At 45.3% G+C, this 23,840-nt stretch carries 20 protein-coding genes and 1 riboswitch; of the genes, 7 read left to right on the top strand and 13 right to left on the bottom strand.

The annotated features are described in order from the left end of the window. Window positions 1-15: 15 nt before the first annotated feature. Window positions 16-3,375 carry a transporter substrate-binding domain-containing protein gene (locus tag KO533_RS15500; protein ID WP_251073465.1) on the top strand — a complete coding sequence of 1,120 codons (3,360 nt, stop codon included), beginning with the start codon at window positions 16-18 and terminating at the stop codon, window positions 3,373-3,375. Window positions 3,376-3,422: 47 nt separating this feature from the next. Here KO533_RS15500 and KO533_RS15495 read toward each other — a convergent pair whose 3' ends face one another. The 7 genes from KO533_RS15495 to moaA all read right to left on the bottom strand — a co-directional run bounded on the left by KO533_RS15495 (window position 3,423) and on the right by moaA (window position 8,367). Continuing rightward, window positions 3,423-4,526, bottom strand: coding sequence for an ABC transporter ATP-binding protein (locus KO533_RS15495; protein ID WP_219254995.1), 1,104 nt, complete (start codon window positions 4,524-4,526; stop codon window positions 3,423-3,425). Further along, a complete protein-coding gene (gene modB / locus KO533_RS15490) occupies window positions 4,507-5,187 on the bottom strand; it encodes a molybdate ABC transporter permease subunit (protein WP_219255078.1) in 681 nt (226 codons plus the stop codon). Before modB ends, KO533_RS15495 begins: the two co-directional genes overlap by 20 nt. Continuing rightward, the gene (gene modA / locus KO533_RS15485; protein ID WP_219254993.1) at window positions 5,187-5,990 is read right to left on the bottom strand and encodes a molybdate ABC transporter substrate-binding protein; all 804 of its coding nucleotides are present in this window, start codon (window positions 5,988-5,990) and stop codon (window positions 5,187-5,189) included. The genes modB and modA overlap by 1 nt, the downstream gene beginning before the upstream one ends. A 79-nt stretch (window positions 5,991-6,069) precedes the next feature. Further along, window positions 6,070-6,537 (bottom strand): molybdopterin synthase catalytic subunit MoaE, encoded by a 468-nt coding sequence (moaE, locus tag KO533_RS15480; protein WP_219254990.1) that lies wholly within the window; start codon window positions 6,535-6,537, stop codon window positions 6,070-6,072. Window position 6,538: 1 nt separating this feature from the next. Next, complete coding sequence (gene moaD / locus KO533_RS15475) at window positions 6,539-6,790, bottom strand: molybdopterin synthase sulfur carrier subunit (RefSeq protein ID WP_006079756.1); 252 nt, start codon at window positions 6,788-6,790, stop codon at window positions 6,539-6,541. Between the two features lie 23 nt (window positions 6,791-6,813). Next, a complete protein-coding gene (gene moaC, locus KO533_RS15470) occupies window positions 6,814-7,290 on the bottom strand; it encodes a cyclic pyranopterin monophosphate synthase MoaC (RefSeq protein ID WP_006079755.1) in 477 nt (158 codons plus the stop codon). A 96-nt stretch (window positions 7,291-7,386) separates the two neighbouring features. Then, window positions 7,387-8,367: a GTP 3',8-cyclase MoaA gene (moaA, locus tag KO533_RS15465; protein ID WP_105251082.1), complete on the bottom strand. Its 981-nt coding sequence runs from the start codon at window positions 8,365-8,367 to the stop codon at window positions 7,387-7,389. Further along, a riboswitch (molybdenum cofactor riboswitch) is annotated at window positions 8,355-8,488 on the bottom strand. (Overlaps the previous gene by 13 nt.) A 247-nt stretch (window positions 8,489-8,735) precedes the next feature. Between moaA and KO533_RS15460 the strand changes: the two genes are divergently transcribed. After that, window positions 8,736-10,385 (top strand): electron transfer flavoprotein-ubiquinone oxidoreductase, encoded by a 1,650-nt coding sequence (locus KO533_RS15460; RefSeq protein WP_105251081.1) that lies wholly within the window; start codon window positions 8,736-8,738, stop codon window positions 10,383-10,385. A 348-nt stretch (window positions 10,386-10,733) separates the two neighbouring features. Beyond that, on the top strand, window positions 10,734-12,650 hold the full coding sequence (locus KO533_RS15455) for a methyl-accepting chemotaxis protein (RefSeq protein WP_219254988.1): 1,917 nt from the start codon (window positions 10,734-10,736) through the stop codon (window positions 12,648-12,650). Between the two features lie 76 nt (window positions 12,651-12,726). On the opposite strand, the gene KO533_RS15450 is transcribed toward KO533_RS15455, so the two are convergent. The 4 genes from KO533_RS15450 to KO533_RS15435 all read right to left on the bottom strand — a co-directional run bounded on the left by KO533_RS15450 (window position 12,727) and on the right by KO533_RS15435 (window position 16,577). Continuing rightward, the gene (locus KO533_RS15450; protein ID WP_105251079.1) at window positions 12,727-13,083 is read right to left on the bottom strand and encodes a DUF4870 domain-containing protein; all 357 of its coding nucleotides are present in this window, start codon (window positions 13,081-13,083) and stop codon (window positions 12,727-12,729) included. Window positions 13,084-13,119: 36 nt separating this feature from the next. Further along, window positions 13,120-13,815: an MOSC domain-containing protein gene (locus KO533_RS15445; protein WP_219254986.1), complete on the bottom strand. Its 696-nt coding sequence runs from the start codon at window positions 13,813-13,815 to the stop codon at window positions 13,120-13,122. Between the two features lie 135 nt (window positions 13,816-13,950). Beyond that, entirely contained in the window at window positions 13,951-15,411 is a 1,461-nt protein-coding gene (locus tag KO533_RS15440; RefSeq protein ID WP_219254984.1) for a diguanylate cyclase, read from the bottom strand. Between the two features lie 314 nt (window positions 15,412-15,725). Beyond that, window positions 15,726-16,577 (bottom strand): PfkB family carbohydrate kinase, encoded by an 852-nt coding sequence (locus KO533_RS15435; RefSeq protein WP_219254982.1) that lies wholly within the window; start codon window positions 16,575-16,577, stop codon window positions 15,726-15,728. Window positions 16,578-16,938: 361 nt separating this feature from the next. Between KO533_RS15435 and KO533_RS15430 the strand changes: the two genes are divergently transcribed. Then, window positions 16,939-17,121 (top strand): hypothetical protein, encoded by a 183-nt coding sequence (locus KO533_RS15430; protein ID WP_105251075.1) that lies wholly within the window; start codon window positions 16,939-16,941, stop codon window positions 17,119-17,121. Window positions 17,122-17,160: 39 nt separating this feature from the next. On the opposite strand, the gene KO533_RS15425 is transcribed toward KO533_RS15430, so the two are convergent. Further along, window positions 17,161-17,556: a hypothetical protein gene (locus tag KO533_RS15425; protein ID WP_105251074.1), complete on the bottom strand. Its 396-nt coding sequence runs from the start codon at window positions 17,554-17,556 to the stop codon at window positions 17,161-17,163. A 348-nt stretch (window positions 17,557-17,904) separates the two neighbouring features. Between KO533_RS15425 and ovoA the strand changes: the two genes are divergently transcribed. Further along, window positions 17,905-20,019 carry a 5-histidylcysteine sulfoxide synthase gene (ovoA, locus tag KO533_RS15420; protein WP_219254980.1) on the top strand — a complete coding sequence of 705 codons (2,115 nt, stop codon included), beginning with the start codon at window positions 17,905-17,907 and terminating at the stop codon, window positions 20,017-20,019. Between the two features lie 141 nt (window positions 20,020-20,160). Here the strand turns inward: ovoA and KO533_RS15415 are convergent, their stop codons facing one another. Further along, the gene (locus KO533_RS15415; RefSeq protein WP_105251072.1) at window positions 20,161-22,116 is read right to left on the bottom strand and encodes a methyl-accepting chemotaxis protein; all 1,956 of its coding nucleotides are present in this window, start codon (window positions 22,114-22,116) and stop codon (window positions 20,161-20,163) included. Between the two features lie 358 nt (window positions 22,117-22,474). Here KO533_RS15415 and KO533_RS15410 point away from each other — a divergent pair, with 358 nt between their 5' ends. Together KO533_RS15410 and KO533_RS15405 are read left to right on the top strand one after the other, a co-directional pair. Continuing rightward, complete coding sequence (locus KO533_RS15410) at window positions 22,475-22,786, top strand: pyrimidine/purine nucleoside phosphorylase (RefSeq protein WP_219254978.1); 312 nt, start codon at window positions 22,475-22,477, stop codon at window positions 22,784-22,786. Between the two features lie 296 nt (window positions 22,787-23,082). Further along, window positions 23,083-23,679 (top strand): TetR/AcrR family transcriptional regulator, encoded by a 597-nt coding sequence (locus tag KO533_RS15405; protein ID WP_219254976.1) that lies wholly within the window; start codon window positions 23,083-23,085, stop codon window positions 23,677-23,679. Window positions 23,680-23,840 lie beyond the last annotated feature (161 nt).

The raw sequence follows: 23,840 nt of genomic DNA, 5'->3' as shown, positions 1-23,840 counted from the left end.
TTATCCCTGCTATGCATGACTTTTATCACTCATGCCGAACAGCCCAAAACCACAACAATTAGAGTAGGCGTACTCGCCAATGGCTGGGGACCTTTTCAACAAATTAATGACCAGATAACAACGGGATTTAGTGTCGAACTCATACAACTGCTCGCCAAAAATCTTAATTATCAAATTGACTGGAAGGTTTATCCCAATTGGATGAGCCTCTATTCTGCTGGCTGTAATGGGGAAGTCGATGTCTTGCTTGACGCTTTTCGTACTGTTGAACGTACTCAATGCCTTATGTTTAGCCGCTCATACTACACCTCCCCTACTGTTGTCGTTATTCGTTACGACAGCCGATTTTTTCGCGATGTGAGTGAATTTGGCCAAGCTCGGATCGCCGTTGAAAAAGGATTCTCGACGGAGAAATTAGTCAAACTGCATTATCCAACCGTAACAGAAGTAACATTTTCTAATACAGAACAAGCACTTTCCTCCGTCATTGATAAAACGACCGATGCCTATATCGGTAATCTTCATGTTGCTAACCAATACATTAGTGCACACCCTGAACTTCTTATCGTTGCCCAAGCCCCCCTGATGATGGAAAACTTACATTTAGGGATCACGAAGAACAATAGCCTGCTTGTAACACAACTCGATAACGCCTTAATGGCTCTGAGTGTAGAAGAGCGCAATGCTCTCGAAGTAACTTGGCTAGGTATGGGTGATCTTCATTTTTTAGGCCACAGTAATTTTCTACTTAGACCCAATGAACGCGAATGGCTGGCAGGTTTACCTTCACTCAGAGTCGGATTTGTAAGTCATTGGATGCCATTCTCTTCGGTTAACAATAAAGGCATCTTGGTTGGTTTACTTGCTGATTATCTTGAACAGTTCAGAGAAAAACTAGGGCTTGATTATGCGGCACAAAAAACCAGAACGTGGGATGAAATCCAAAGCGCACTCGTTAATCATGAGATTGATCTCGCCATTATTCCAACACGATTGAAAGCACAATATCCAGACTGGCACATGAGCGAAGTGTTTACGTCTTTCCCTATTGTTATAGCCACTGCCCGCAACAGTCCGCGAATCGCGGGGCTGTCAGAACTGAACTTTCAACGCGTGGTCATCACAGATAATCTACTGCTGCCAAGCATTAAAAAAGCCTATCCGAATATCGATGTTGTAGTTTCAGCCAATCCTGACGAAGGTCTGACCTTAGTCGCAAAGGGCAAAGCAGCGGCTTACATAGGTAATTTGGCCGTTGTGACTATGCTCATCGACGACAAATTTGACGATGAATTACGAGTAGCGGCACCAACGCCTTATAAAGATGAACTCGCTGTTGCCGTTCGTGAACCTTATTGGCCACTTATCCCATTAATTAACCGTGTTTTCTCCAGTATGAGTGAGAAAGAAAAACAGCAGATCCGCAATACTTGGCTAGCCGTAAATTACAGCGAAGGCATCTCTTGGCACACCTTACTCAAAACACTACTGCCGATTGCGATAGGGTTACTACTTTTCATTGGCGGCTTAACCATAGCCTATTTAAAACTCAGGCAAGAAATCAATAAACGGCGCATCGTCGAAAATGCTCTAGCCATCGCAAAAGAAAACGCCGAGCAAGCCACTAAAAGAAAAGCTGAATTTCTCGCAGCCATGAGCCATGAGATCCGCACGCCCATGAATGGACTCGTGGGTATGGCAGAGCAACTCAGCTTTACCCCTCTTGGCATAGAACAAAAACAAATGGTGCAAATCATTAGTAATGGCGCGGAAGAAATCCTCCAAATCATTAATAACATTCTCGATTTTTCTAAAATAGACATGGGAAAAATGCGTCTAGAATCGACACCAATACTATTGCGTGAAGTTCTCGATAGTACGCTTAATATGGTCATGAATGATTTACGCACTAAAGGCTTAAGCCTCTACTTACACGTTGACCAAGACGTAGCAGCACGGGTAACAGGAGACAGTCTTCGCATAAAGCAAATCCTATTCAACTGGGTAAATAACGCCATTAAATTCACTGAACGCGGGTTTATTGAAGTCTCAGTCAAGCTTGAAGCCGAACAAGAAGGTCAACAATTACTGCTCATTGGCGTACAAGATACGGGTATCGGTATGAATACTGAGACTCAAGCGCGAATATTCAATATTTTTGAGCAAGCTGATGTCTCGACAACACGTAGCTATGGTGGTGCAGGTTTGGGCCTTGCCATTAGCCATACACTCGCCGAAATGATGGGCGGCGACATCATCCTGAATAGCGCCCCTCATTTAGGCACATTTATTGGTTTACGCATTCGGTTACCTGTGGTGGCTCAGAATGAATTTGATGAGCAATTACAGGGATTAAAAGCATATATCGCCATCGGCGATATAAAACTACGTCACACTTTATCTTGGCATTTAGCTTCATTAGGCATTGTATTAACAGAGAATAAAGCCAATGCAGACCTGTTGTTTACTGATAATGCTTCGGATGATCGGCAACACATACTCTGTACTCACTTTAATGAAGCACTGGGTTATAGATACCAAAATGAGCAATGTTTATTGAATGCTAACCCCTTAACATCGCAAGCTGTGAAGGATGTGTGTTACATCAACATGGGGTGGATTGATACTATCGTCTCAACCCCGCAAAGGGATATTCAATTTAAGTTTAACTGGCCAGAATGCAAAATATTATTAGTTGAAGATCATCAACTTAATCAGATATTGGTGCAGCGACAGCTGAAACAGTTACGCCTAACATGCGATATCGCAGATAACGGTGCCCAAGCGCTCGCCCTCATGCAAAAGACTCAATATGACTTAGTGTTATGCGATTGCCGCATGCCAGTGATGGATGGCTACACTTTTTGCCAACAAGTGAGATCGCAGGAAATCGAGGGGCAACATATTCCCATCATCGCACTCACGGCCAACGTGTTAAATGAACAGAAACAAAGGTGCATCGCAGTTGGGATGGATGACTTACTAGCAAAACCACTGCACTTAGATGAGCTGTATGAAATGCTTTTGAAATGGCTACCGTCTGCAAAACCAGCACTTATCGATATAAAAATATTAGAGGATGCCTTTGGTCGGGAAGAGACATTAAGCAAAATGCTATTAATGTTTAAAACTGAGCTCGAAACCTCACTTCAGGATATTCAACTTAAAACACCTCAACTTGCGGATAAGATCCATAGATGTGCTGGAACTATCAGTATGTTAGGGCTCACATCAATAGCAGAGCACGCTTGGATACTCGAAGAAAAAATGAGGCAACAGGGAAATAATAATGCTGAAGCGGAATTGGCTCAATTTCAAACGACAATAGCCCAATTGATAACTGAGCTAGACGCGATAATGCGAAATCGCACCTAAATGGTGGCAGGTTTACTCAGAGTTATCATGGTGGACTAAAGGCTAAGCTATTCCAAAATATGAATTTGTTCGGATTTGAGTGCCACTGTGGTTTGCATCCCCTTAGTAAGAGCAAGCTTTTGGGCAAAATGCAGCGAGACTTCAGTGTTAAGTTGTAACGGGGTGCCAGTAACGTAGCAGATAAGCCGAACGGATTCGCCCATCACCAGCATAGCGTCGATCGTGACATCTAATTTATTAAAACTGCGGCATAAACGCCCTTTGGAAATCGAATTAAAACGAATACCTTGATTGGGGATAACCCAACGGACTCGACTTCCCACAGGGCGCTCTTTGCCATAGTCGCAGGCAATTAGCTGCTCACCAAATTTAAGCCAAGTGAGATTTTTAATGCTGTCTTGAAATACCACTTCACCATCAAAAATATTTCTTAGCCCCATCTGCCTAGCCACAGCTTCATTTCGTGGCCGCGATAACACCTCGAAAGGTGCACCTTGCTGCAGCATCTTGCCTTGGCTGATCAAAATCATCGAATCAGCCAGCAGTAAGGCTTCATTTAAGTCATGGGTGACCATAATCACTGGGCAGAGTAACTGCTCTTTGAGGCGCGCAAGCTCAAGGTATAATCGCTCGCGAGTTTCCCTGTCCACCGCAGAAAAAGGCTCATCCAGCAACAAAACTGACGGTTCGCGAGCAAGCGCTCTGGCAAGCGCAACGCGCTGGCGCTGGCCGCCCGATAAATGCGCCGGTAATCGATCGGGTAATCCCTGTAGATTGACCCGTTCGAGCCAATCTTTCGCGCGCGGTATGCGTTCCGCCTTGGGAATATGATCAAGCCCAGCGACTACATTTTCTAAGGCAGTGAGATTCGGAAATAGCCCAAAATGCTGCGGCATATAACCGATATGGCGTTGCTGCGGGCTTAAGGCGATACGCGCTTTATCATCAAACCAAGGCCGATCGCCAAAGTGGATTTGTCCCGTATCGGGATGATTCAACCCAGCGATCATCCGTAGCAGTGTGGTTTTTCCACCGCCAGACGGCCCGACCACAGCAAGTACTTCACCCGCTTTACAGCGAAAATCGGCGTTGAGTTTAATGTGTTTATGATTTTGGATCTGACACTGCAGATCAGCGATAATTTGCACCACGCTGACCTCCTAAACGCCGCGATAGACTGGTTGTTAGTGCTAACGCCGTCACGGCAAACAGCAATAAGACTAATGACATAGTGCCAGCGGCATTAAAATCGAATGATTGCACACTGTCATAAATTGCAATCGAAATCGTCTTAGTCTCGCCAGCAATATTGCCGCCCATCATCAGCACAACGCCAAACTCCCCAAGCACATGGGAGAAGCACAGAACTAATGCCGTTAGCACACCCGGCCACACCATAGGCAATTCAATTTTAAGTAGAATTTTAAGTCGACTCATGCCGCAACAAGCGGCTGCGTCGCGAACATCATTAGGTACAGTTTCAAAGGCGCGTTGTATCGGCTGCACAGCGAAGGGAATATTAACTAAAACAGAGGCGATAACCAGACCTGAAAAGTGAAACACGAGTTGCTGACCCATGACTTGCTCAATCCATTGTCCGAGCCAACTTTGACTGCCAAGCCCCACCAGCAAGTAATAACCAATCACAGTCGGCGGTAATACTAAGGGCACCATGATCAGCGCCTCGACCCAAGATTTGCCGACAAATTGACGATAGGCTAATGCCCGTCCAGCCAATATAGCTAGAGGAATCAACACTAAAACTGTAATACCACTCAGCTTGACCGATAACCAAAGTGCCTGCCAATCCATCATGGTTGCTCTGGCAATGAAAAACCATAATCGGCCAAAACACGACGGGCACTATCGGCTCTTAAATAATCATAAAATTGCTGAGCTGTTTCACCCGCCTTGGCCATTAATGCCATACGCTGAAACAGTGGACTATGCATTTTTGCTGGCACTATGGCGTAATCGCTATGTTTGGCAAAAGTAGGAGACATAGCTAAAGAGAGCGCAATAATCCCGCCCTGGGTTGAACCACTAATCGCAAACTGCCCTGCTTGGGACACATTTTCCCCGAGGATCAATTTAGCTTGAATCGCATCCCACAACTGCACAAACTGCAATGCTTCTTTGGCCTTTTCGCCATAGGGAGCGTGATCAGGATTAGCAATAGCAAAACGGGTAATTTTTCCTGCAGCGAGTGCTTCGGCTAACCCCTTAAGTTCAGGATCAACGGACAAACGACCGGTTTTAGGTACAACAATAGCGAGTTGCCCTTGGGCATAAAGAACGCCAGCATCGCGGGCAACGCCAGCACTATGCAATTGCTGAATATATTTTTCATCCGCAGATAAAAATAATTCATAGGGCGCACCATTTTGGATTTGAGTAGCAAAATTGCCCGATGACCCATAGGATATTTTTACTTTTAGCCCAGTTTCATTGGTAAATTTTTGGCTAATATCATCGAGGGCAAAACGTAAATCAGAGGCAGCGGCAATTGCGGGAATCGCTGTATTATCCGCCGCGCGACTCGTCGATGGCACGACCGCCAAGCACCAGAGTAATGCAAAAACACAGGTATGAAAGAAACGGGTCAAACTCTGCATTGGGTCACCTTAGTGCAATATTCGCGCGGGTCTTAAACTGGCAAGCTGCGTTGCGACTACGAGTATCTCTGTCACGCGACTAGTCTTTGTGTTGCCATAGCTTAGCCGCCTGTTCATCGGCATCTTTCGCTTCAACCCAACTTTTACCTTGCTCGCCCGCTTCTAATTTCCAGAATGGCGCTTTGGTTTTTAAAAAGTCGATTAAGAATTCACAGGCAGCAAAAGCGGCCTTGCGATGGGCGCTGGTTACGCCGATAAACACAATCTGCTCACCCAAAGCCATAGTACCGACACGGTGAATAACCGTAACTTTATTAAGCGGCCAACGGCTACGCGCCTCGGCAACGATTTGTTCTAACACGGCTTCGGTCATGCCCGGATAGTGCTCTAAGGTTAAATCTGTCACCGCGGCGCCATCGTTAAAATCACGCACTTTGCCGACAAAAGTGACTACGGCACCATCGCTATCATCTTGAGCTAGCTGGCAATATTCGTCAGAAACACTAAAATCGACCTCTTGCACTCGAACTGCGGGTAATAAACGCATATTAACCTCCTGTAACCGGTGGGAAAAAGGCGACTTCATCACCATCGTTTACAGGCGTATCCCATTGACTAATGGTCTGATTTACCGCCACCAGCAATTTGTCAGAGGTTAATACTTTGGCCCATTTGTCGTCGGTGGCCGCCAGCGTTGCCCGTAATGCTTCGGCAGTTTGAGTCTGCTCGCTCGCCTCTAAACTTAATTTAGCTGTGCCCAACAATTCTCGAACTTGAGCAAAAAACAACACGTTAATCATAGTCTTCTCTCGTTTTTGATCCGCTAAACCTTAAAATGTCCCGACTTGCCGCCACGCTTTTCCAACAGACGGACTTGGGAGATCACCATATCTTTTTGCACAGCCTTGCACATGTCATAGATAGTTAACGCCGCCACTGAAGCTGCTGTTAACGCTTCCATCTCTACGCCCGTTTTGCCGGATAACTTGCACAGGCTAGTAATACGCACGCGGTTATGTTCAGGTTGTGCCTCTAAATCAACTTCAACTTTCGTTAGCATCAGCGGATGGCAGAGAGGGATAAGATCTGAGGTTTTTTTCGCAGCTTGAATGCCCGCAATACGCGCGGTCGCAAACACATCACCCTTGTGGTGGCTGCCACTCATGATCATCTCGAGTGTCGTGCTCGCCATCTCAATAAAAGCTTCTGCACGGGCTTCGCGCTCGGTAACGGCTTTTTCAGTTACATCGACCATATGGGCATTGCCATCGGCATTAATATGAGTAAATACATTGCTCATTGGAGCGATCCTTTAATTGAGGTCAAAACAGGGTACAAGGGAAATTGAACTTATACTCGCGCTAAATTGGCTATGGCAACAGACCTAAAACCAGGTCTAGCCGCCAATAGAGGCAAGATGCTGAGTGACACCTGTGATGCCTTGATGCAAGTAATGGGTTTCTTTCTTCTGGGCTAATTGACCGTGCAGACGCTCAATTAATTCCGCTTGCTGGTTAGAATGCTGTAGCAGATCACGTAAATCGACACCGGATTCCGTAAAGAGGCACAAGTGCAATTTACCCTTAGCAGATACCCGTAAACGGTTACAGGTAGCACAAAAATTATTGGCATAGGGCATGATCAGGCCGATACGGCCCTGATAATCGCTGCGGCTGAAATTTTGGGCTGGACCATCGGAGGCGCTTGGCGTATCTAATTGCCAGCCATCTGCCAGTAACTGTGCTTTGATGTCGGCGCCCGCTAGGTGATGTGCTTCAAAATACTCACGACCAAGACCCGTTTCCATCAGCTCGATAAAACGCAGGTCGATTGGCGTGTGTTTAATCCAGTGTAAAAAACGTGGCAAATCTTTATCGTTTAAGCCTTTAAGCAGTACGGCGTTGATTTTTACTCGCTCGAAACCTGCTGACAAGGCGGCATCAATCCCCCGCATCACTTCATCAAACTTATTTTCGCCGGTGATCTGGTAAAACATTTTGGGATCTAAACTATCCACGGACACATTGATACGACGCAAGCCAGCATCGAACCATTCTTTGGCATGCTTTTCGAGTCGATATCCATTAGTGGTCGTCGCAATAGTATGAATGCGCGGGTTATCGGCGACGACACGAATGATGTCGGTAAAGTCTTTACGCAGGGTAGGTTCACCGCCTGTAATGCGGATTTTTTGGGTGCCGACTTGGCTAAATGCGGAGACTAAGTTTTCTATCTCATTGAGAGATAAGAATTTTGGTTTACCTTCAGGATGATAACCATCAGGGAGGCAGTAACTGCATTTGAAGTTACAAACGTCAGTGACTGACATCCGTAAATAGTGAAATTTTCGACCAAAGCTGTCTTGTAATTGAGACATGATCACCTTTCCAAGTGTGGGAGGTGAGAGCATTTCTTATCCCACCCCGGTGGCATTATTACCACGGCTACACCTCCATATCTTTCGACTTAGGCAGGCAAGCTCGGAGAACCGTCGTCGGTGATTATAGGCCGAAAGTACTCACTAGCTATACCCCTAAACAGGTATTTATTAACCTAGATCACGCTAGCGTGAATAATCTGTGACAGTCCTCACCTAAAGATTTGTATTGAATTAGACTAAACAGCAGCTTAATCCACTGTGACCTTATCTTATTTTCAGGTAAGGTGGTGCAAGCAATAAAACGCCCGTTTACAAACTACAACACTCGATAAAAATCGGGGAAACGTGAAGGAAGAGGTGAACTGATGGAACGCGAATCAATGGAATTCGATGTTGTTATCGTCGGTGCTGGTCCAGCTGGCTTGGCCACGGCATGTCGATTAATGCAAATATCACAGGATTCAGGTAAAGAAATTACCGTCTGTGTGGTAGAAAAAGGCTCAGAAGTGGGCGCGCATATTCTGTCAGGCGCAGTGTTCGAGACAAAAGTGCTAGACGAGCTATTCAGCGACTGGCGCGAAAAAGATGCCCCAATAAAAACCGCTGTCACCCACGACGAAATCTACCTACTCAGCTCAGCCACCGACGGCAGAGTCATGCCTAATGCTTTTGTGCCAAAAACCATGCACAACGACGGCAATTTTATTATCAGCGTCGGTAATCTGTCCCGCTGGCTTGCCAATCGCGCAGAAGAACTCGGTGTCGAAATATTCCCCGGCTTTGCCGCCAGTGAACTGCTATTTAACGCCGATAACAGCGTTAAAGGTATTTTGATTGGTGATATGGGAGTGGGTGCCGATGGCGAACCCAAAGACAGCTTTATGCCAGGCATGGAGTTGCACGCTAAATATACCGTTTTCTCCGAAGGTTGCCGCGGCCACTTAGGCAAGCAACTTATCGAAAAATACCATTTAGATAATGGTAAAACACCACAGCATTACGGTTTAGGCTTCAAAGAAATTTGGAAAGTCCCCGCCGAGCAACACGAACAAGGCAAAGTCGTTCACACAGGTGGCTGGCCATTAACCGAGGGCGCATCGGGTGGCGGCTTCCTTTATCACATGGAAGATAATCAAATTGCGGTCGGCCTTATTATTGATTTGAACTACAAAAATCCGCATCTGAGCCCATTTGACGAATTCCAGCGCTATAAAACCCACCCTGTGATTGCTAAGTATTTAACGGGTGGCGAACGCCTTAGTTATGGCGCCCGCGCGATTACTAAAGGCGGCTTAAACTCGCTACCTAAGATGAGTTTTCCTGGCGGTCTTATCATAGGCTGCAACGCGGGTACGTTGAACTTTGCGAAAATCAAAGGCACTCACACTGCGATGAAGAGCGGAATTGTTGCAGCAGAAACCTTAGGTAAAGCCATGATGGCTGGGGTTGAAGGCGGTAAAGATCTCGACTGTTACCAAACCCACCTTGAAGAAAGCTGGCTATACGAAGAATTGCATAAATCCCGCAACTTTGGTCCAGCAATGCACAAATTTGGTACCTATTTAGGCGGCGCATTCAACTATATAGATCAAAACTGGTTTGGCGGAAAGTTCCCTATCACACTGCGTGATGAGCACCCAGACTATGCGCAAATGGCACCTGTGAGCGCTTACAGCAAGATTGATTATCCAAAACCCGATGGCAAGCTTAGCTTCGATAAACTGTCCTCAGTGTATCTGTCGAGCACTTATCATGAGGAAGATCAGCCCTGCCATTTACGTCTCAAGGACAGCAGTATTCCACTGGGCATTAACTTGACTCAGTTTAATGAGCCAGCACAGCGTTACTGCCCAGCCGGCGTGTATGAAATCGTCGAAGAGGCGGGTCAACCCAAGTTTGTAATCAATGCGCAAAACTGCATTCATTGCAAAACCTGCGACATTAAAGATCCGAGCCAAAACATCACTTGGGTTACACCGGAAGGCGGTGGTGGTCCAAACTACCCCAACATGTAACATTTGGATGATAAATGTAAATTATGGCGCTCAGTGGAGCGCCTTTTTTTCACCTTTTACACGAATAGTTCACTTTTTTTGCTTGCCCTTACTCGCGACATTGGCCACAATTGCCACACAAAAAAGAGTTCGTTTTCAATCACCATCTCATTTCCATCTATACTCTACATAATTAGATCTACAGCAAGACCAACAGGTTAGGCCAAATAAGTGTTCTATACGCTGTTTTATTCGGCAACCGGCCTAGACTAAGGTTAACTTTTCACATTTCTGTCCGATAATCTTTTACCGTACAAGAGTGCGTTGACCGATAACTCAAAATAGTCCAACACAGGCATATTGATATTTATGATATTTAATAACCTCACCATTAAGCAGAAAATTCTGTTAACAGTGACATTTGCAGTACTGTTGTCGACCATACTCGTCGGCGTATTAAGCCAACGTAGCGCGAAAAATGTCGTACAACAAAGGATGTTAGGTTCGGAATTACCGAGCTTAATGATGCAAATTCGCAATAAGATCGATCTCGACATTTCCACTTTGATGAATGCTGCAGAGCAATTGGCCAGTAGCCGCATGTTACTGCAATGGCTAGAAGACGGTAGACCACAGGCCCAAGAACCCCAAGTCGTAGCCCAACTCAAAGACATCACTCGTCAGTATAAGCTAGCACAAGCTTCCTACGCAGATAGACAAACTGCCGCCTACTACACTCAAGATGGTTTTCTGCGAGTGCTCACTCCTGCGCAGGATGGCTGGTTTTTTGGTTACCGAGACAGTGGCCAAGAACGTATGTTGAACGTATTTACTGAGGCCAACGGCGAAGTCAAACTCTTCATCAACTACCAACAACCCAATGGTCGCGGCTTAGTCGGGCTTGCTAAATCACTCGATGACATGGTGCGTTTGCTGAGCTCGTTTAAGATTGAAGAAACTGGTTTAGTCTACTTAGTGGATGCTAAAGGTGAGGTAAAACTCCACCCAGATACGAGCCAAATTGGTAAGAGCAGCCTAAGCAACTTATACAAGGGTGCGAGTTCAAGCTCATTATTAAACCGCAGTGATTTCAATCTGATCAATACCAAAATCAATGGCGAAAACATGCTGGTTGCCAGTAGTTATATCGCATCTATGGATTGGTACTTAGTCGCACAGGTGCCAGAGGCCGAAGTATTCGCACTATTAACCGAAGCGGCTTATCAGATCTTAATCTGGACGCTAATAATTGCAGCGGGCTTTATTGTACTCGCCATCGTAGTGGCAGGTTCTGTGAGTCGTCCTATTGCCCAAGTTGCCGCCATGTTCCACGACATAGGCGAAGGCGAAGGTGACTTACGTCAACGTCTACCAGTCAATGGTGAAGATGAAATTGCACAGCTCGCCAAAGGATTTAACAGCTTTATCAGCAAGATACAGGAATCTGTCATCGAAGTGGCACAAACCAGCGAACAGCTCGGTTTCTCGGCTAAGGATGTGTCGAATCAGGCACAACAAACCTTAGAAGACAGCCACGAGCAGAAAGATCGCACTATGATGGTGGTAACGGCCATTAATGAAATGGGCGCGACGGTTAACGAAATTGCCAGTAATGCCGCCCAAGCTGCGGTTGCCGCCAGAGATGCAGATACTGAAGCCAGCAGCGGCCAAGTTGTGGTAACCCGTGCCCGCGATACCATTAACCAATTGTCGAAAGACGTTGGCCAAGTGGGTGAAGTGATTGAGTCCCTCGCGACCCACACTAAATCCATCGGTGGTATTTTAGATGTGATCCGCGCAATCTCTGAGCAGACTAACTTGTTAGCCCTTAACGCGGCCATTGAAGCAGCACGTGCCGGCGAAGCTGGACGCGGATTTGCTGTCGTGGCCGATGAAGTACGTAACTTAGCCTCACGCACAGCAGCATCGACCAATGAAGTGCAAGGCATGATCGACAAGCTGCAATCGGAAGCCAGCCGCGCGGTTAATGCGATGGCCCAGAGCCGTACCCGCTCCCACGAAGGCGTTGTGGCCGTCGATGAAGCCAGCAAATCGTTAATTGGCATTAGCGATCGCATTGGTCTTATCAGCGACATGAACATTCAAGTTGCTGCGGCAACGGAAGAACAATCCACAGTGGTGGAGGACATAAACCGTAACGTCACTGAAATCAATGACATTACTCAACGTACTGCCAATACTGCACAAGCGGCGGCACAGGCGAGTTTAGCCTTGAATCAACTGTCACACCGCTTAGATACCTTAGTGGCCAAGTTTAAGGTGTAAAATCTTAAAACTTACGCCATAAAAAACGCCTTAGATGTTTCCATCTAAGGCGTTTTTCTTTAACTCGCAGAGGTAATTAATCCATAGCAATAAATTTAATCGTTAATGGATAGCGATACACTTTACCTTCGCTGGCCTTAATAATCGCCAGCACAGTGCACACCAAATCGAATATGCCGAGTATGGCTAAAAAGATGAAACCAATGCCGACCAAAGCTAATACGCCACTGATGATCACATAAATCAACAGGCTCAATTTAAAGTTCAAGCAACTACGGCCACATTGATCAACAAATGCGGACTCTTCACGCTTCATCAGCCAAATGATCAAAGGACCAAGAATAGAGCCCAACGGCACTAAGTATCCAATAAAACTTGAGGCGTATACCAGTAAGCCAAAATCTTTATCACTTTTTGTCACGGGTTCAATCATAGGTCATCCCTGTTTTATCATTTTGAATATAAAGCCTTATTTTCCACTCGGCCCATATAAACGCATTTGCCAATCTTCTACTGTCTGTAATGCTAAACGGCGTTGTAGGCTATTAACCCAACTCAGCGCTAATCCCTCGCAGGAAGCTAAACGATCATAGGCACTAGCATTAAACGTTGGCGAGAAATAGAGTGACATGGCCTCGGCAACACTGATATCAGTACGACGCTCAACTAATTCAATCTTATCGTTTAACTGAATAATCCCTGGGGTTAAGATTCTATAAAACCAACCACATAATTGGCTTTGCTGCATGGCGAGTGCGAATTCTCTGTGACCAAATTGCAGATTCAATTTAAAACAAGGTGAACGCGGCTGAGTCACTTGCACTTTTACTGCGCCAATTTGCAAGATATCGCCAATATTGACTTGAGTTTCGTTCAGTCCAACGGTGCTAATGTTCTCTCCCATGCTGGGCACATCTTCGAGCAGGGTGATTAAATCCCAACGACGATATTGGCCATAGTGCTCGCGGGGGAAATGATGTAGCACGCGATCAAGGCCGCCATGGTGTTTTGGATCGGCCTGCGCGTCCCCTTCAACATGGTCGATATGCACTAACAGTTGTTGAGCCGCTTGCTTACCATCAATCCCCGTAGCAACTCCGGACATTTCTTGAAGATGGGTTCCTAAGTACAATCCAGACAATTTATTAATCAACAACTTTGACATCAGCAACTCCAAATCAATGGCCTATCGCGCATTACTGTCAGAGTGTAAACCGCGATACGCCAATAACACAATCAACCCGCGCCATAACCCACAAAGGTAGACTAAACATTGCTGCCAAGAAGAACCGAGTAGAGTCTATGAATGATTTAACACCACTTGATTTCGGCCCGCTTCTTTTGCCTGATACAAGGCCAGATCGGCACGTTTGATAAGGTCCTCTGCGGGCTCTTGCACTTGATGCTCAGCAACACCAATACTGGCAGTAATAGAAATGTGCAATCCATTCACTTTAATTTCCCGCTGGGAAATGAGGTCACGGATCTGTTCTGCCAGTTCTGCCGCTCGAGATAAATCCATCTCAGGGAGTAAAATTAAAAACTCCTCACCGCCCCAGCGACATAAAATATCCTGTTGTTGCAGTAAACCACGCAGCATATTAGTCATGGTTTTTAATACTAAGTCACCAATCCCATGCCCATAACTGTCGTTCACTTTTTTAAAGTGGTCGATATCCAACAAGAGTATTGAAATCGGCGATTGTGTCAGCTTAGCTTTATCTAACGCCTGCCTAAAGTACTCATCAAACACCTGACGGTTAGCGGCGCCAGTGAGCTTATCGGTAGAAGCCATAATTTCTAGTTTGCGCTGATAACGACCTAAGGTCATGTTTGAGATGAATAAAATACCTAGGGTCACCATTAGGCTTAACGCCAAATTACCCCAAAACGTATTTAACAGTTCCCGCTCTTGTGGCGCATCCTCCTGCTCAACAATCAAATACCACTTAAACTCAGGAACTAAGCGACTATTGAGATAAACCGTTTTCCCGTTTTTCTGATAGCTGAAGGCGGCACTTGGGCTGGTTAAAATACGCGTAGCCAAATTATCAAGCCCTACGTTCGTTTGCAGCGAATCCGTACCGTCATATTGATCGCCATGCAAAGTGACATTACCTTGCCGATCGGTAAAAAACACTCGGCGGTTATAACGCTTTTGATATAACTCAATTAAGGCTTTAACCTTTTCAACCGCCAACCCCACACCGGTAACACCAATAAATTTTCCTTCAAAATCAAAAACCTTATAATTCACAAATACTGTTGTCTTACTGCGATCAGCCGTATCGGCATCAATATTGACCTCATAATGTTCAGATTCAGGTAAAGAACGCACTCGAAAATACCAAGCATCGTCAGGCTCTACATCTTGGATTTGTTTTAAAATGCCCGTGGAATGGTAATAATTTCGACTTTTCTCAGACACAAAAAAGCTAGTGACTGTACCGTATTTCTCTTGGATTTCCTTAAGATAACGAATGAGTTTTTTGGGCTCTTGCTCATGACTTAAGGTCCAATCCCTAACAAAGGTATCCTGCGCCATCAAGGATGAAATAAAGATGGGTCGTAACAAATCCTGTTGAATTTCTGAATAAATATTGTCACTTGTGAGCGGTAAGGTATTGCTCTCTATTTGTTGGCTCAGTGAATCATGGGCTACTTTGTAACTGATACCGCTGGTCACTAAAAAGGCGACCAAAAGCAAAACAGACAGAAGCCAAATAAATTTATTTTTATCATTCCAAGCGTTATTGCCCATTCTCAACTCCAAAGACTACAGAACACCTTGAGTGGCTTATTATTTTAATTTAACGATAACTATTTTAGTTGAATAAATGTTAACGCAATTGCGCCATGGCCGCACAAGATTTCTGTCGTATTGGCGTTCTACGATGGAATAACTTTATTTTGAGCAAAAAAATGCCTCGTTGGGGAAACGAGGCAAAAAACATACTAACCAATAAATGGGAGAAAAGTACAAGAAAACGTTAAGGGACAAGCTATGCGCCACAAGACATACTCTAGCAAGGACGTATGACAAAAAGATGACTCAAACTGCTCGCCCGCAGATTTTCATGCGATTTGCTTCGCCTCTAAATACTGTTTTAGTGCCTCACCCGGAATAGAACTATCAGTTGCCACCGCAAATGCCGCCCAAATCGCCCCTTCTGCCATGGCCTCAGTAATCGACAGGCCGATGCAGAGACTGTGGATCAACCCTGCCGCATAGGCATCACCCGCGCCAGTGGTATCAACAACTGTGGCAGGGATAGCTGCAACATGCTGCACTTGATCATGCGTGTAAACCTTAGCCCCATTGATACCATCGGTGACAATAAAGTAACGCAGACAATCGCCGCCAATGCTTTTGCCATATTCCCAAGATGCGCCATCACAACGCCCCTGAATATCACTCATGGAGGCCAATAAAATATGACAAGGTCTCTGTCTGTCGTCCTTGGCTAATTGCGCGACCACAAGACAATGTTCTAAAGCTGTTTTTGCCCAGCTGACAGAGCCTTCAGCGGAAGTATTAAAATACAACGCGTCCCATTGCTGCCATTTCGGCGGTACAGATAATTCAAATATGGGTCTTTGTGGCCGAATAATGGTGCGCTCGCCATCTGGCGTCATTACAAGCAGCATTTCGCATGTATTGCCGGCGCGGCGCTGCACTAAACGACAATCGAGCCCTTGAGTACTGGCTTCTGCAATGAGCCAATCCCCCATGTCATCACGGCCCACTTGACTCACCAGCGCGACACTATGCCCTGCCCAGACTAAACCTAATCCGGTATTTGCTCCACCGCCGCCGAGCCTTTGGCCGCCATCTTGATAATGGAAACGTCCACCCGTTTTTAAAGGTTTATCAAGCAGTAAGATCCGATCACAGTTGAGATTGGCAACTAACAGAATATTAGCCATTACACGGCTCCAAAGGGCAAAAAAGCATCAAGGCCAGAAGATAAAAACAAAGAAATATCAATCTAGAGCAAAATGCTCACAGGCACAATCCAATCATCAAGATAGAAACACTATAAGGATATGGCAGCGCCTTGATGTAAGCATTTGTCCCGAAGAAGACGAGGAAAACAGTTATACACCCATACGGTATAACACAGCTGTTAACTCTAACACTTTGTTTAAAATCGATTTATAGAAAAGATAACGTCTCAGGACAAAATGAAGCGTAACCATTTTGAAGCCGACTCGATTAATTATCAGTAGACATAGTTAAAATGCATGCTGGATACATATATTAAATTTATGAATGGAATCAAACGCTATGCTAATGGAAATATGGGATACCGCCGAAGAAAAATCTGAGCAGCTACGCCGTTATCAGCTCTGTATAGAAGAATTTAATGAATTGAATTTTCACGATGTTTATATTGCAGAAATCAAACAAGAATACCAACAACTTGCTGAACAAGTAAAAGTGCAGTCAACCTCGGATCCCGAGCGCTAACTGCACTTTGCCATCTAGTTACTCACGATAAACCTTCAATTACTTTATTGGCGTCAATGGTGATAAAGACGCAAATTGTACTGCTAATGTCCAATCTGTAATGACCATATCTGAAGGCTGCCAACTGTCATCAACCCACTCATAAACCAAGCCAGGGTTTTCCTCTGCGTTGACTAACAAACGCCGTCCATCTTGCAACACAAGCGTATAATCGAGCCCCTGCGCATCGACACTTTCAATGTCCCCCAAGACATTGTGCTTAATGGCCGAAATAGTTCCGGTTGCCTTAACGGCATCGTTTTCCTTTGCACCGCTGTAAAACTTTAACGCCTCGTTTGCGGCAGTCTTGTGAAAAACAAACTCCTCAGTCACACCCACTACGATCGACGGATCAAGCTCATACCAGGCGGGTATCCATAATGCGTTAATTGTCATCCCGTTATATCCTGCATAATAATTTTACGGACGGGATCATTCTGCCTTAACCCCGACAGAGAAAATACTCTTCAGGGATAAAATAATTTTAATCCCTGTAAGGGATAGCATCACTTTCTTTGTAAGATAATCCCAAACCAGAGGGTCATACCTGAGATGCTTTAAGCTCCAGCACTGATGTTGGACCCAATTGGTCTTTCTGTTAGTTTGTAAAACACTTTGCCTCAAACCGACACATTAAGCTGACAAAGTGATCCTGAGCTCAGTAATCGCGTATAGAGTCACACACGATAGATTAATCTTCCCATGCTTGCACCGCAGGCCGATAAATACGGAGTTTACTTGTCTATGGATAAGCCCATAACGCAACCCCCTCAAACCCTTAAGCTCATTGGTGAAACTGAGGCCGGAAAGCGTCAAGAGCTTAAGCAATACTTTAATCAGACATGGGCTTTATACGAATCTCTGTATGATTTGATCCAAGAAGATAGCGCCTATTACCTCAAAGCCGAGCGGCTGCGCCATCCGTTAATCTTTTACTTTGGCCATACGGCCACTTTCTATATCAACAAACTCAAACTCGGTAAATTTCTCGATGAACGGGTAAACGACAACTTCGAATCCATGTTCGCCATTGGTGTCGATGAGATGTCTTGGGATGATTTGAACGAACAAAATTATCCGTGGCCGGATGTGGCAGAGGTGCGAAGCTATCGCCAACAAGTTAGTGCTGTCGTCAATCGTGTTATCGATGAAATGCCTCTAGCGTTACCTATCACTCAAAATAGCCCAGCTTGGATAATTTTGATGGGCATTGAACATGAGCGTATTCATTTAGAAACCTCATCGGTGATCATCCGCCAACTGCCGCTGGAATATGTCGCACCCAACCACCTCTGGCCTGCGTGCCAAGACACCGCCCCTGCCGAGGCCAACAGTTTATTGGCTGTAAAAGGGCAAAAAGTGACCTTAGGCAAAACTGAACAAGACCAAACCTACGGTTGGGACAATGAGTACGGCCATAAAATATTTAACGTTAACGACTTTAAGGCTGCTAAATTCTTAGTCTCGAATCAAGAGTATCTCGCATTCGTCGAGGCTGGCGGCTATCGCTCACCCCAATTTTGGAATGAAGAAGGCCAAGCTTGGCTTGCCTATACCCAAGCACAAATGCCGCGTTTTTGGCGCTTAAGACAAGATAAATGGTGGCAACGTAACTTAGTGGAAGAAATTCCGCTGCCATTAAACTGGCCTGTTGAAGTGAATCAGCTCGAAGCTAAGGCCTTCTGTAATTGGAAAGCCGAACAAAAGCAAAGCAATATACGTCTATTAACTGAAGCTGAGTGGTACATCTTACGCGAGAATGTGCCCGCCGATGCGCCCGATTGGCATGAAGTGCCGGGCAATATTGCTTTGGCTTATTACGCCTCTTCTTGCCCAGTGAATCGCTTCGAACATAATGGCTTTTTCGATATTGTCGGTAATGTTTGGCAATGGACAGAAACCGCAATCGACGGTTTTGACGGCTTCGCCGTACACCCACTTTACGATGATTTCTCCACCCCAACCTTCGATGGCAAACATAATCTCATCAAAGGCGGCTCGTGGATCTCTACGGGTAATGAGGCAATAGCTTCATCACGCTATTCGTTTCGTCGACATTTTTATCAACACGCGGGCTTTCGCTATGTGGAATCCACCCAAAATCCAGCTCAAATGGAAGAGGTCAATGTGTACGAAACGGATGAACTGATTTCCCAATACCTTGAATTTCACTATGGCGCCGAATATTTCGGGGTTGCTAACTTCTGCGTCAATGGTGTGCAGCAAGCGCTGAGTGAAATTCAATTGACTCATACTGCTAAAGCCCTGGATATCGGCTGCTCCGTTGGTCGCGCGAGTTTCGAGCTGGCAAAAGTGTTTGATCATGTTGATGGTATCGACTTCTCGGCGCGCTTTATTCAACAGGCCTATGCGCTGACAGAACAAGGTGAAAAACGTTACACCATACGCACCGAAGGCGACTTACAGGAATTTAAGAGTGCGAGTCTCGCAAAACTGGGATATGAGCTTGAGGCGAAAAAGGTCAACTTTATGCAAGGTGATGCCTGTAATTTAAAGCCCATCTACACAGGTTATGATTTGGTTTATGCCTCAAATCTTATCGACAGGTTGAACGAGCCTAAACACTTTTTAACCAGTATTGCCCAGCGGATTAATCAAGGTGGATACCTTGTGATTGCCTCGCCATACACTTGGCTTGAAGATTATACGCCCAAGGATAAATGGTTAGGTGGCGTTAAAGTCAAAGGAGAGAACTTCACCACCTTAGATGGTTTGACCGAAACCTTGATCGGCCAATTTGAGCTGGTCGCAGTGAAGGAAATTCCCTTCGTGATCCGCGAGACTAAACGTAAATTCCAACATTCCATCTCAGAAATGACAATTTGGCGTAAACGTTAATGCTCACTCATGGGATAACCAACTGAAGTCCTGATAAAAATATCCGCCAGAAATCCATTTCTGGCGGATGTGTAACATCCAGCTCAGTCACATTTACAGCACCAACTAAGGTGAGAACACTGTAAATGCAGCGAAAAATATCTACACCTTAAACTGTGCCGTTGTTAAACCAAGCTGATTTGCTAACCCCAACAGACTCCGCGTACTCGCTGCTACTTGGCTGATAGCCGCACTATTTTCCTCCGCCGCCACGCTTAAGCCCGCAATCCCCTGCGCAATCGTCGCCGAAACCGTTGTTTGTTCTTCCGCAGCGGTTGCGGTTTGAATCATTAATGCCTTTAAGGTTTCTAAGCGCAAAGCAATATCATCCACCGCGGTCTGCATTCCATCCGCATCTTCTGCGGTTTTAGAGGCTTCAGTGGAACAAGTCACACTATGCAACGCCAGCACACCTGACTGTTGCTGAATACCTTTTAACACTTGCCCAATATCCTGAGTTGCTAACTGAACCTTCACCGCTAACTGACGCACCTCATCGGCAACCACAGCAAATCCACGACCATGCTCGCCAGCTCTCGCTGCTTCAATCGCCGCATTAAGAGACAAGAGATTAGTTTGTTCCGCAATCGCATTTATCACAGCTAATACTGAGCCGATTTTCTGACTATCCGCCTCAAGACTGCCCACCTGTTGATGAATAGTTGCAAAACTGCTCAAGGTCACTTTTAAGCTTTTACGAGTACTAGCCAAGTTTTGCGAAAGAATTTCACTCGAATGGGTACAGGCGGACACTTCATCGGAGGATCTCATCGTATTCGTGCTGATTTCAGCTGCGGCATAACTCATTTCTTCAACTGCAGTAGCCAACATATCAGTTTCTTTAGCCTGCATCTGAATACTGCAATCGGCTTGTGTCATAGCGGCAGAGTTTTGTTCGGCGGCAGATTCAAGTTCATGCCCAACGCCCACCAGCTGACTGATGATTTCTTTGAGCTTAGTTTGCATCCGCGCCAACCAACTCATCAGGTGATTATCCGTTTGAACATGCGGTAAATTATGAGTTAAATCGCCAGAGGCGATCATACTGGTCAAGTTACACATGTCCTCAGGCTCACCGCCGAGCGGCTTTAATACAAACCCTGTAACTAACTTAGCGGCAGCGAACGCCAACACTAAGGCTGCTGCACAAACAGATAAGCCGATAAACATCATACGGTAGGCGGGAGCTGCTATTTCACTCACATCAATTTCAGCCATCAAACCCCAACGTAAACCGAGCTCAACGACAGGAGAATAAGCGGATAAAACGGGATTATTGTTATAGTCATTCACTTGCATCACACCCGATTTACCTGCCAGCGCCTCCTTTACCGCCAGCGTATCGACACCATTCTGAGCTACCGTTCCTGCAAACGAAGCCGTAACAGTGCGATTAATGGGATCGAGAAAAGAATCAGAACGCATACGATTATTTGGGCCAATGAGATAAGTTTCACCACTTTGCCCCATACCCTCACGAATTTGCATAACTCTGTTGATGCGATCGATTGATACTTGAGCCGCCACCACCAATCTTTGCTGATTGAACTGAATCGACTGGCCAATAAATGCCGCAGGTTGACCATTTGAAGGCGCGTATGCGGAAAAATCTTGTAGTAATACTGTGCCCGCCGATCCCAATGCCTTATTGAATAACTGTGCTAATCCCGAATCATGGAAGGGTCCAGTACGCAAATTGGTGCCGAAATCAGACTCCTTCGCCACTGTATATAAAACGGTGCCATCGTCACTAATAATAAATAGGTCATAAAAACCGAGGGATTTATTTAATGACTGCAAGGTTTGATCTATGTCAGTAAGAGTATCGAGGCTTTTTTGGCTGGCAATTACGGCGCTGACGGCCTGCAGGTTATCGGAAAAGTCCTGAAACATGCCAACAATCTGCCGTTGCTTGATCTCACGCACTGCCACTAAACGAGACTGAGCCTCGGCAAACAATTCATCCCGAGCAATGTAAGTCACTATTGCGGTGGCAAATATGAGGGGTAATAGGACAATCAATAAACTGATAAGCTGAATTTTACGAGTAAAACCCATGGTGAGACTCCTTGTCGCGCGTCGAATTCCATTCCTTCAATCTTTGCAGAATCAAACCTGCCTTAAAACTATAGGAGAAGAATCTCAGCTAAACAAAGCGGTGCCGACTATTTTCATCAAAAGTTCACTAAAATTCCGACAACTCATTATTTTTAAGTAGAAAAATGATTAATAACTTTAAATGACAACCAAGCCATACCGACCATTTCAAACAAAATGATATAGTGGGAAATAAGCGATAAACCGAACGTTAGCATCAACTTATATTCAATGCGCACATCCATGCGACAAATGATGCATGGAAATTTATTAAATATGCATATAAATTCATCCCAAGCCAATTTATAGAGGATTAATAATGAGTTTACTCGAGCAAGTGTCAGTATCTAAAAAAGCCAACATCTACTTTGATGGCAAAGTGGCTAGCCGTAGCGTATTTTTTGCCGATGGCAGCAAGCAAACCTTAGGTGTTGTATTACCAGGGGAATATGAGTTCTCAACCTCCCAAGGCGAAATCATGGAAGTGACTAGCGGCCGTTTTGAGGTGTTGTTACCGGAGAGCTCTGTATGGCAGGAGTTTAGCGAAGGCACTCAATTTGAGCTGGCTGCGAATGTTAGCTTTAAAATCCGCAATACTGCCATTGCCGAATATTGCTGTAGCTACCTCTAATCATCTCGATTGAGTGGCAGTACGATTAATATTTCACATCAATCGTGAATAGAATGCTCACAGTGACGGTTTATCTCAGCACTGTGAGTATGTTGTCCTACCGAACCATTTCTCCTTGCCACAATTTCACCATCTGCATGCTTTATCCGTCTGACATTTATCAATTTGGCAATTTTATTAACCTGGCTCAAGGCAGCGTAAAACTCACAATGCAAAGCATACTAAATCGAATGTGTTGAAATCGCCGATAAAAACAACACTAGACGACCGGTCTAATTTGATTTATCCTAACCCACATGAAAATTGAAACTCAATCCACTCGCCAGCACATTCTCGACATCGGCTACAAGCTGATCGTACGCAAAGGCTTCTCCAGCGTCGGCTTATCCCTACTGCTGCAGGCGGCCGAAGTGCCAAAAGGCTCGTTTTATCACTACTTCAAATCCAAAGAACAATTTGGCGAAGCGCTTATTACTGATTATTTTGAAAAATATCAATTAGATTTAGACGCATTGTTCAATGACTCAGCACTGACAGGCTATCAACGCTTGATGCAATACTGGCAACAATGGTTGCACGTACAAGCCGATGGCTGCATAGATCAAAAGTGTCTGGTCGTGAAACTCAGCGCCGAAGTGGCCGATTTATCCGAAGCCATGCGTGTTGCCTTACTTAAAGGTTCCGCCGGTATCATAGAGAGGTTAACGACTTGTGTTCAAGTGGGCATAAACGACAGTTCAATCGCCGAGCAAGATCCGCAATCGACCGCTGAAATGTTGTATCACATGTGGTTAGGTGCCAGCTTAATGAACAAGTTGGGCCACAGCCCTGCGGCACTCGAACGTGCACTCGTAACGACTGAATCCATTTTAACGCCTAAAACGGCCCTTTAACCTAATACCGACTCAAAACTAATACTGGCTGATATCAGTCAGCCCAGATTTTTAAAGAATACATTTTCATGCCCCGAAATTAGACGACTGGTCTACTAATTTGACGGACGATTAATTAATGCAGCTCAATTAACGCTGCTCATTTAAAGTAATAATAGGAA

The sequence above is a fragment of the Shewanella sp. NKUCC05_KAH genome (genome assembly GCF_019345585.1).
GTDB classification, from domain to species: Bacteria; Pseudomonadota; Gammaproteobacteria; order Enterobacterales; family Shewanellaceae; genus Shewanella; species Shewanella oncorhynchi.
Note: the sequence above shows the minus strand (reverse complement) of the source record. Positions and strands in the feature narration are given on the sequence as shown.